Here is a 10251-nt window from a genome sequence, read left to right as displayed (position 1 = left end):
AAATTTTTCGGGTTGCTTAATACTTTCGGCATAAAAATCTTTGTAATTCATGATTTTGAAAATTCTAAATTATTGAATTAAGTTTTGTACTTGGTCCACTAGTTTTTTTAAGGAAAAAGGCTTGACGACATATAAATCAGCACCTAATGAAAGTCCTTTTTCAATGTCTTTTTCTTTGTTCTTCGCCGATAGAAAAATGACTTTACAATGTTGTAATCGTTCGTCTTTTTTTATTTGTTCCAATGTGGCAAAACCGTCAACCATGGGCATCATCACGTCGAGTATAACTATATCAGGAAGTTGGTTTTTCAGAATGTCCAGTGCTTCTTGCCCGTCACGGGCAATGAACACTTCAAAATTGTTCTTTTTGAATGTGTATTCAAGCGACATAACAATATTGGGTTCGTCATCTACAATTAAAATTTTCTTCATCTCTATTGTTTTTCAGTTGTATTGTAATTGGGTAAGGTGAAATTAAAAGTGGCTCCTTTTTGCGGTGAGCTTTCCACCCAAATTTTTCCTTTATGGTGTTCTATGATTTGCTTGCAAATGGCAAGCCCCAGTCCGCTTCCTATTGGTTTTTTTACATTTTGGCCGCGCGACTGATAAAATTTATCAAAAATGGGTTCGAAATCTTCGGCTTTTATGCCTGCCCCGTTGTTGTGGATGCTGACTTCTACAACTTCGGTCTTTTCGGCTACGGAAATGCTTATTTTCCCATCCGTTTTTGGGCAGAATTTAATGGCGTTTGACAATAAATTATGGATTACCTGAATGATTCTCTCCTCGTCATAGAATGCTTTTATTTCGGTTCCGTCAAATTCGACAGTGATATTTTTGTTGATTATCAGCTGTCTTACTGAATCCAGAGTGTTAGCTATGGTTTTGGAAATATCATTTTTCGAAAGATAAATTTTCTGTTTCCCGGTTTCGAATTTCTCCAGATCTAAAATTTTGTCAATCAGGCGATTCAGACGATCCGCTTCGGAAATAATGCTTTTTAGGAACTGTTTTCTGACTTCTTTTGGAATATCATCTTCATCGTCGTGAAGGATTTCGGTCGCCGCTCGAATCGCGGTAATTGGCGTTCTCAGTTCATGGGTAACGGTGTCCAGAAATTCGTCTTTTTGAATGTCTTTGTCCACCAGTTTCTCGTTTGCTTCTCGTAACTGTTCCGATATTTTCTTCAACTCATTTGAGGTGTCGGTCAGTTTTTTGTTGATGATGATGTTCTCTTTCGATTCCTCAAGAATGCGCAGCACCTCTGGCAGGCTGATCTTATCTTCCTTGGCTACGCTCGATATTAATATTTTGGCGGAAGCCGTGCCGATATGTCCCGTCAATAGATTTTCTGCAAATTTTATAAATCGGGCATCTGCTGTGGTGATGTTTTTATCGATGTTATATTTTGAATTGAAAATGTTCAACGCCCGCTTGGTTCTTTCTTCGCCAAGAAACCGTTGCAATACCTTTTGAATGTCAGATACGAATGCGGTTCCTTTCCACACGAATGCATTTTCATGATTGGTGATGTATTTATCTATATCCACAAACATTTCGGCATAATTTCGTTCCCTGTAATTTCCTTTGAAACTCACTGATATGGCAAGAAAGCTGATCGTGTTTACGAACAAACTCCAAAAAAAGGCGTGTGGTATGGGTTCTAAATAATCCAAGCCAAAAAGTTGAAATGGTTTTAGCAGTTCGATTCCCCAAGGGCCATTTTGCATAAACGTACTCGTGGATTTTGTAAGTCCAATGGCATAAGGAACTAATAAGGTGTAGAGACTTATCAAAAATCCCAGAATAATGCCTGTCACGGCGCCTTTTTTCGAACCTCTTTTCCAGAATAAAGCACCGAAAAATGCGGGAGCCAATTGGGCGATCAGCACAAAGGAAACTAAGCCAATTGAAACCAAAGAATAGTCTAAAATAAAAATTCGGTATATGGCATACGCCAAAATAATCAAGGAAAAAATCCCGATTTTTCGGCTATTTACGATGCGTTTACTATTCTTTTCCTGCGATTTGTTTTCGAGAGCACCAATAAATCCATATGGAATTAACAGGTTATTGCTCAGCATAGTTGCCAAGGCGATTGAAGAAACGATAATCATGGATATGGCTGCCGAAAATCCGCCTAGGAATACGATAACCGTAAGGAAGTTATTGTTGAAGTGCTGGGGAATCAACAGGGAATAGGTGTCTGAATTTAGTCCTTGCCCTTGAAACAGGATATTTCCTCCCCAAGCGATTGGGAAAACAAAAATGTTGAAAAGTAACAAGTACAATGGGAAAAGCCAGATAGCCGTTCGGATATGCGTTTCTTTGTTGTTTTCGACAATTGCGGTGTGAAATTGTCTTGGCAAAAGGAAAATGGCAAATGTGGATAAAACGCAAAGAAAGAACCAATTAATTCCATTTGTTAAATCTCCAATTGAATTTTTTTTGTCGAAATCTTGAAGGACTGCCGCCTTGGTATAAATGTCATCAAAACCGTCAAATACAAAATACGTCACATATATACCGATGATCAAAAAGAAAACCAATTTTAAAACCGATTCCATGGCGACGGCCGTAACAATTCCGCGTCTTTTTTCCGAAGCGTCTACGTATTTTGTCCCGTAATAGGACGCGAATAAGGCGAGCGCAATGCAAACATAAGTCGTGGTGTCAGAAAATATGTTGGAACTGTATTGGGTTTTGGTGACAATATAAAAGGTGTCTGAGATTGATTTTAGTTGTAAAGAAATGTAAGGTAAGATCCCAAAAACACAAATCAGGGTAACCAATGCTCCCAAAAAGCGACTGTTCCCGTATCGTAAAGAAATGAAATCTGCAATGCTAGAGATTTTATTTACTCTCGAAATTCGGATAATTCTTTTGAGGATAATCATCCATGTTGGGATGATGATGATAGGGCCTAAATATATTGTTAGGTAACTTAATCCAGAATCTGCAGCCACGCCAATACTTCCGTAATAGGTCCAAGCTGTACAGTAAACGGCTAACGATAAGGAATAGATGTAAGGATTATTGGTCCATTTAGAATGGCGCTTTTTTTCAGCCCAATGCGCTATGTAAAAAAGAATTAATACATAGAGGCCTAAAATCAGTAAAAGTCCAGCGCTACTCATAATATTTCTTTATGATTAGGTACGTAATGGCAATGGAAAACAACCATCCCGAAAAAATATAGATGTAGACAATTGGGAATCCAAAAAGTGGCTTCGAGCTGTCAAATAACAGCAGAAGCGGAATATTCAATGCTAATAACATCAGCAATGAAAGTATAACCAATTTTTGTTCGTGTCTCTTTTTCATGGAATGAAAATAAACAATCTCCACAAATAATTGTAGAGATTGTATATTAAAAAGCAATTTGTCTTATTTTGTATTTATTAGAATTCTAATGTGTCGCTTCACCTGCACCAGAAGGAATCCTGATGTGTTCCACAATGTCTTGAACATCTTGTGGTGGTGCCGGAGTAAAACTTTTCACCGTAAAAGCAACAGCAAAGTTTACAATCATGGCTACTGTTCCAAAACCTTCAGGAGAAATTCCGAACCACCAGCTTTCTTTTAGACCGGCAACCGCGTCTTTTCCACCATCGAAAAGGCCGAATTTGAACTTCAACATATAGAAAAGCATTAATAGCAAGCCTGTAACCATACCGGCTATGGCGCCTTCTTTGTTCATTCTTTTGTCAAAAATACCAAGAATGATGGCAGGGAACAGAGAGGCAGCTGCCAATCCGAACGCAAGTGCGACGACCGCGGCGACAAAGCCAGGCGGGTTAATTCCGAAATAACCTGCGATGATAACCGCAACTGCAGCAGCTCCACGGGCAGCCCAAAGCTCATTTTTTTCAGAAATGTTTGGGTTAATCATTTTCTTAATGATATCATGAGATACAGAAGCTGAAATCACTAATAATAAACCAGCAGCAGTAGATAGTGCAGCAGCTAAGGCTCCCGCAGCCACCAACGCAATAACCCAATTGGGTAAGTTGGCGATTTCAGGATTGGCTAGTACCATGATGTCCTTATCAATAATCAACTCACTTCCTTTGTTTCCTTTTGTTTCTTGCGCGGCTAAGAATGCGGCGTCTTTAGAGCCGTCATTGTAATACTGGATTTTGCCGTCGCCGTTTTTGTCCTCAAATTTTAATAAACCGGTAGTTTCCCATTTGGTAAACCAAGCAGGCATGGAAGTGTAGTCTTTTCCGTTTACCGTTTCAATCAAATTGGTTTTTGCGAAAACAGCGATAGCAGGCGCGGTAGTGTACAAGATCGCAATTAAAACCAAAGCATACCCAGCTGATTTTCTGGCATCTTTTACCCTTTTAACCGTAAAGAAACGAACGATTACATGGGGCAGTCCAGCGGTACCGACCATAAGAGCCAGTGTAATTGCAAAGACATCAATCATTGATTTCGTACCGTTAGTATATACAGAAAACCCAAGGTCTGTAGAAAGCCCGTTTAGTTTATCTAATAAATAAGTGTCGCTTCCCAGAACTTTTCCTCCCATTCCTAATTGTGGAACCGGGTTTCCGGTCATCTGGATAGAAATAAAGATAGCCGGAACCATAAAAGCAAATATTAAAACACAGTACTGTGCCACTTGGGTATAAGTAATTCCTTTCATTCCGCCTAAAGTGGCATAAAACAAAACGATTACCATTCCTATGATCACACCGGTATTGATATCAACTTCCAAGAATTTAGAGAATACTAATCCCACTCCACGCATTTGTCCTGCCACGTAGGTAAAAGAAACTACTAATGCACAAACAATTGCAACTGTTCTTGCAGTATTCGAATAATAACGTTCTCCAATGAAATCAGGCACTGTAAATTTTCCGAATTTCCGAAGATAGGGGGCCAGTAGTAGGGCAAGAAGTACATATCCGCCGGTCCATCCCATCAAATAAACGGCACCGTCATAACCATCAAAGGAAATGATACCGGCCATCGATATGAAAGATGCGGCACTCATCCAGTCGGCGGCTGTAGCCATTCCGTTTGCCAATGGGGAAATCTCTCCTCCCGCAACATAAAATTCTTTAGTTGATCCAGCACGAGACCAGATTGCAATTCCAATATAGAGGGCAAATGTTACCCCGACAATTATATAGGTCCAAGTTTGTAAATCCATGATGTTTTATTTTTATATAGTTTTGATATTATTCGTCGAAGCCGTACTTTTTGTCTAATTTGTTCATCAATCGAACATAAACAAATATCAGTATGACAAATACATAAATTGAACCCTGTTGTGCAAACCAAAAACCAAGTGGAAAGCCACCTAATTTAATGGAGTCTAAAGCAGTTTTGAAAAGGATGCCGGCTCCATAGGAAACCGCAAACCAAATGCTTAATAAAATCAGTAAGTATCGTAGGTTTTCCTTCCAATACGCGGTCGCTTTGTCTTGTTTATCGCTCATAATAGTGTAGTAATAAAGGTTAGTTGGTTATAGATATATCATTGCCTGCAAAGTGATCGTATTCACCGATTTGTTTGTGGCGTATTTTAACGTTTGGTATTCTAACGTTAATTTAGAATTATGCCCGCTGAAAAACGCATTAGCACCGATGCCCAACTGGGAGGCATTGTCATTTATGGCATCTATTTGTCTTTCGTCGTAAGACACATAAGGTTGAAAACGTGTTTTTGATTTTCCCGGAAGTACATAACCTACGTGTGCGTGGACCATGGAACCCGTTTCATAGGTGGTCCCTAGCCTAAAGTCTTTTCCGTAATCGGTGTTTTGATACAATGCATAAGCGGTAAAGGCGGCGCCTTGTGTCCCTATAGGAACATCATAAAAAGCATCCAGTCCAAAAATCGTCACATTGTCGCCGCTTAAATTTCCTGCGGCATCAGCAATTGCTGAGCCATTAGGATGGGAAAAGAAACCCGCTCCGATGTTGAATACTTTTTTAGTTCCTAAATAAGTACCCACTTTATAAGGCAAAAAGTTGCTTTCGGAATCTAAAAAACCATATTCGAAATAACCGGCATAAGTTCTGTCCGCTTCTTTTGAGCCCAATAACCTTTTGCCGGTATAGGTCGCGGCACCACCATTTGTGGGTACCGTGGTCGCTTCTAAATTACTGGTCGAGGCACCATTGACGGCAACTCGATATTGAAATTTTCCCAAAGCCCCTTTTGCATAAACCCCGATATGTCTAGCGAATTGATCTGATAAACCCAAAGTTGCCCAAGCTTGTCTTTGGTTATCTAAAGTCATGAAGTTTAAGGTGCTTTGGTTATTTAAACGAGAAATTCCGTTCCAGTAATGCAATCCAGCTCCGACAGCATTGTTTTTGCCAAGGCTGTATTGAGCCCAAACATCATGCATGAATAATTGGGATCCTTCGCCCTTTCCTGTTGGGCTCATTGAATCCGTATTCAGGCTATTGAGTCCAAAGTGAGTTAGGATTAAAAAGTCTTTATTGATTTGCGCATACATCAATACACGGGCTCTTCTGACGCTAAAATCTAAGTCAGCCTGTTCGTTACCGTTTCCGTCTAAAGGGCGGTCAGAATTGTATTGGCCCCATATCTGCGCCCAGGATAGCACTCTGAGGTACTTCGAGCCGTCTTCATTCAAATTGAATTTCATTCCGGCACCGTAATCGGGGGAGCCTTGAGAAAAGCCCTTTAAAGTGAATAGCAGTATGACTGCGATCAAAGAAAATTTTTTCATAATAAATTAAATTTTTGGTTAGTAAAACGGTTAGTTTTAGCGGAGCCAAATTCTAATTTTTTGTTAAGAAAAAAAATTATGGTATATATAGGTGTAAAGTGCTATAGTTAGTCCTTGAATCGTTCCCACTTTATGAGCATGAACTTGTCGCCGAGTTCCGTTATTATCATGCCGGCGCCGGAGAGCAAATCTTTGTTTTTTATGTACTCTATCAACTCCAAGTGGCTAAAAATCTTGTAGGTTGGATGGTAGTTGCCGTGAGAAGGCTTTTTTATGTTGAACGATTTCACCCAATTGCTGATGGTGACATGCGAGACGCCGATTATGCGTTCGATTTCCCGGTAGCTCAGTCCTTCCAGATACAATTGCAGTGCCTTAGTAACATAGTAGTCATCTATTTTCTTACCAATTTTATTAACGGTAAAGAAGTAGTTGCATTTTTTGCACAAATACCTTTGTTTGCTGTTGATGACGCCGCTTTTGATGATGTTGCTCCCTTGGCATTTGGGACAGGCTAAAATCTCCATATATATAAATTTTGCATAAATATAGTAAATTAGCATTTATATTTAAGAGAATATTGTGAATAAAAGTTTAAATATTTGCGAAAGTCCTATTTATACTGAGGATTTAATGTGATTATGGTAAGAAGCGATTAAATTTTTCTTTTGTTTATAGCGGGCGTAAATGAGTATGGGTTAGTGACGTTCATTTTTTTTGTATTTTTAGATATTAATGAACCGTTTATGAAAAATTCAATAGCCGAACGAATTGCAGATTTTCTTAAAAAACACCCTCCCTTTTGCAGCCTTAGTTTGCCGGATTTGATTGCCATTTCCAAGGAGTCCCAAGTACTTCATTTGGAAAAAAAACAAGTGCTTTTTAATGTTGATGAACAGCCCCATTCCTTTTTTTACATCGTTAAAGATGGAGCGGTCGCCTTATCGGTCGTTTATGATACGGAAAAGGTGCTTATCGATGAATGTGACGAGGGCGACATCGTGGGTTTGCGGCCTTTTTTTGCCAGGGACTCTTACCTGATGACTGCCGAGGCCAGCGAGGAAAGCCTGCTCTATGCCATTCCGATTGCTGTCTTTAAACCGTATGTTTTCGAAAATCCCCAAGTCTCGACTTTTTTGCTGGAAAGTTTCGCGTCCAATACGCGCAACCCTTACGATACCGAGAACAAAGGCAAACTGATTTCGGAAAGCGTAATCTATAATGAACGGGACGACACAATTCAATTTTTCAAACCCATTTCATATACCTCAAACCCCATAACGGCCGGTAGAACAGATTCCGTTAAATCAATAGCGGAAATGATGACAAATCGTAAAATAGGGAGCGTCATCATTCAGGAAAGCCGGCTTCCACTGGGCATTATCACCGACAAAGATTTGCGTTCCAAAATAGCCACCGGTCTTTTTACCATAGAGGCAAGGGCCGAGCAGATCATGTCGACTCCCGTTATCACTGTTCGTGCAAACGGATCGGTGGCCGAAACTCAGCTGATGATGCTCCAGCACAATATCGGTCATCTATGCGTGACTTCGGACGGCACTGCCGAATCGGAAATTGTAGGCATCATCTCTGAGCATGATGTCGTTGTCGCTCAGGCAAATAATCCAGGAGTATTGGTAAAACAGAGCAAGCGCGCCGAAAGTGCCCAAGCACTTAAAGCGGTTAGGGAAAACCTCACTAAATTAATCAAGAATGCGTTAAGTGAAGATATTCCAATAGCACATATCTGTCAGATTGCTGGGGAAATCAATAGAGCCATTACAAGTAGGGCCATCGAACTGTCAGTTATGAAAATGGGAGAGCAGCCTCCCGTTCCGTTTGCCTGGTTGAACATAGGGAGCCAGGGAAGAAAGGAACAGTTATTGTTGACCGATCAGGATAATGCGTTGGTTTTTGAAGATGTAACCGAAGATAGACATGATGCCGTTAAAAAGTATTTTCTTCAATTGGCCGATAACGTCACCCATATACTCAATGTCGTTGGGTATGAATTTTGTCCTGCAGATATGATGGCCAGTAATCCGTTATGGTGCCGATCTTTAAAAGAATGGAACGCACAATACAATACTTGGATACATAGTCCTGCCGAGAAAGGAATTCTTATGTGTTCCATTTTTTTTGATTATGACTTTGTTTATGGCGATAGTGATTTGGTTGAAGCAATCACGGCCAATATTTTTAAAAACATAAACAACAACCAAATTTTCTTTGCTTATTTGGGAAGCGATGCCTTAAAAAATCCGCCTCCACTTGGTTTCTTTAGGCAGTTTCTGGTAGAGAAGGACGGGGAACACAAAGACACCTTTGACGTGAAAAGCCGGGGATTAATGCCGTTGATCGATGCTGCCCGCTTGCTGTCTTTGGAGAAGAAAATTACGGGGGTAAACAATACTCTTGTCCGGTTTAGAGAATTAGCGGCTTTAGAACCGCAAAATGCGGCAACATATGAAGCCTGTTCTGAAGCATTTTCTATTTTGCTGAAATTCAGAACCGAAGAAGGCTTTGCAAGTGATTCAGGGGGAAGGTATTTGGACCTAAATAAATTGACTAAATTAGATAAGGTGAAGCTTAAAAACGCTTTTCATCCCATTCGTGATGTTCAAGAGATTCTTAGAACTCGTTTCCAACTTACTTATTTTACGTAGATGGCGCTATTTAATTGGTTTAAAAAAGACAAAAAAAACTATCCCGAATTTTGGCAAAACTATTTGGCTTGTTTTGAATCTAAATCAGATTCAGAAAATGAAAAAAGATTTGTGGTTTTTGACACTGAAACAACCGGTTTGGACCTCCGAAGCGATGTAATCTTGTCTGTAGGTGCCGTAGGGGTTTCTGGCAACTCGATTGTTGTGAATGACTATTTAGAGCTTTTTGTGGAGCAGAACATTTTCAAAACAGAATCAGTCCTCATCCACGGTATTTTGAAAATGGGTAAAGAGAAAAAACTAAGCGAAACTGAAGCTGTAATCCAGTTTCTTGATTTCATTAAAGATTCGACCTTGGTTGGACATCATGTGCGTTTTGATATCAAGATGGTCAATGCGGCATTAGGGCGCATGGGTCTGGGCAAACTCAAAAACCGCAGTATGGATACGGATTTGATGTATCAAAAATTTAAAGGACTGCAAGAAGACCAGCATTCCAGTCTGGATGAATTGTGCCGTATTTTTAAAATCCAAAAAAGTGACAGGCACACTGCTGCAGGGGACGCCTTCATTACCGCTTTGGTTTTTTTGAGGCTTAAAAATAAATAAGAGATAGTAAACAAAGTGACTGCTGAAAACGAGAGTAATTTTCAGGATTAACAATAAATGCAAAGGGGTTATTTATTGTCTAATTGTAGTATAAACAAAAAACCCAAACATTTCTGTTTGGGTTTTGTGGTACCTCCAGGGATCGAACCAGGGACACATGGATTTTCAGTCCATTGCTCTACCATCTGAGCTAAGGTACCGTGCTTATTGCGGGTGCAAATATAGGATGATTTTTAGTATATCCAAAACATTTTTTTAAA

Annotated in this window: 9 protein-coding genes and 1 tRNA gene; 2 read left to right on the top strand and 8 right to left on the bottom strand. The window is 39.8% G+C overall.

The features are described from left to right. Positions 1-69: 69 nt before the first annotated feature. The 7 genes from VIH09_RS07055 to VIH09_RS07025 form a co-directional block, all read right to left on the bottom strand. Positions 70-432 carry a response regulator gene (locus tag VIH09_RS07055; protein ID WP_331579296.1) on the bottom strand — a complete coding sequence of 121 codons (363 nt, stop codon included), beginning with the start codon at positions 430-432 and terminating at the stop codon, positions 70-72. A gap of 2 nt (positions 433-434) precedes the next feature. Then, positions 435-3137, bottom strand: coding sequence for a sensor histidine kinase (locus tag VIH09_RS07050; protein WP_331579294.1), 2703 nt, complete (start codon positions 3135-3137; stop codon positions 435-437). Next, the gene (locus VIH09_RS07045; RefSeq protein ID WP_331579292.1) at positions 3130-3324 is read right to left on the bottom strand and encodes a hypothetical protein; all 195 of its coding nucleotides are present in this window, start codon (positions 3322-3324) and stop codon (positions 3130-3132) included. The genes VIH09_RS07050 and VIH09_RS07045 overlap by 8 nt, the downstream gene beginning before the upstream one ends. A gap of 85 nt (positions 3325-3409) precedes the next feature. Then, complete coding sequence (locus VIH09_RS07040) at positions 3410-5161, bottom strand: sodium:solute symporter family protein (RefSeq protein WP_331579290.1); 1752 nt, start codon at positions 5159-5161, stop codon at positions 3410-3412. A gap of 28 nt (positions 5162-5189) precedes the next feature. Beyond that, the gene (locus tag VIH09_RS07035) at positions 5190-5450 is read right to left on the bottom strand and encodes a DUF4212 domain-containing protein (RefSeq protein WP_331579288.1); all 261 of its coding nucleotides are present in this window, start codon (positions 5448-5450) and stop codon (positions 5190-5192) included. 27 nt (positions 5451-5477) lie between these two features. Next, positions 5478-6716 (bottom strand): hypothetical protein, encoded by a 1239-nt coding sequence (locus VIH09_RS07030; protein WP_331579286.1) that lies wholly within the window; start codon positions 6714-6716, stop codon positions 5478-5480. Positions 6717-6823: 107 nt separating this feature from the next. Beyond that, entirely contained in the window at positions 6824-7243 is a 420-nt protein-coding gene (locus tag VIH09_RS07025; protein WP_331579284.1) for an IS1/IS1595 family N-terminal zinc-binding domain-containing protein, read from the bottom strand. 219 nt (positions 7244-7462) lie between these two features. On the opposite strand from VIH09_RS07025, the gene VIH09_RS07020 reads away from it, so the two are divergent. Together VIH09_RS07020 and VIH09_RS07015 are read left to right on the top strand one after the other, a co-directional pair. Beyond that, a complete protein-coding gene (locus tag VIH09_RS07020) occupies positions 7463-9382 on the top strand; it encodes a DUF294 nucleotidyltransferase-like domain-containing protein (protein WP_331579282.1) in 1920 nt (639 codons plus the stop codon). Continuing rightward, complete coding sequence (locus VIH09_RS07015) at positions 9383-9991, top strand: 3'-5' exonuclease (RefSeq protein WP_331579280.1); 609 nt, start codon at positions 9383-9385, stop codon at positions 9989-9991. It begins immediately after the preceding gene. 127 nt (positions 9992-10118) lie between these two features. Here the strand turns inward: VIH09_RS07015 and VIH09_RS07010 are convergent. Continuing rightward, positions 10119-10191, bottom strand: a tRNA-Phe gene (locus VIH09_RS07010). Positions 10192-10251 lie beyond the last annotated feature (60 nt).

The organism is Flavobacterium sp. (genome assembly GCF_036515215.1).
Taxonomy (GTDB): Bacteria; Bacteroidota; Bacteroidia; order Flavobacteriales; family Flavobacteriaceae; genus Flavobacterium.
This window is presented reverse-complemented; position numbering and strand designations above follow the sequence as displayed.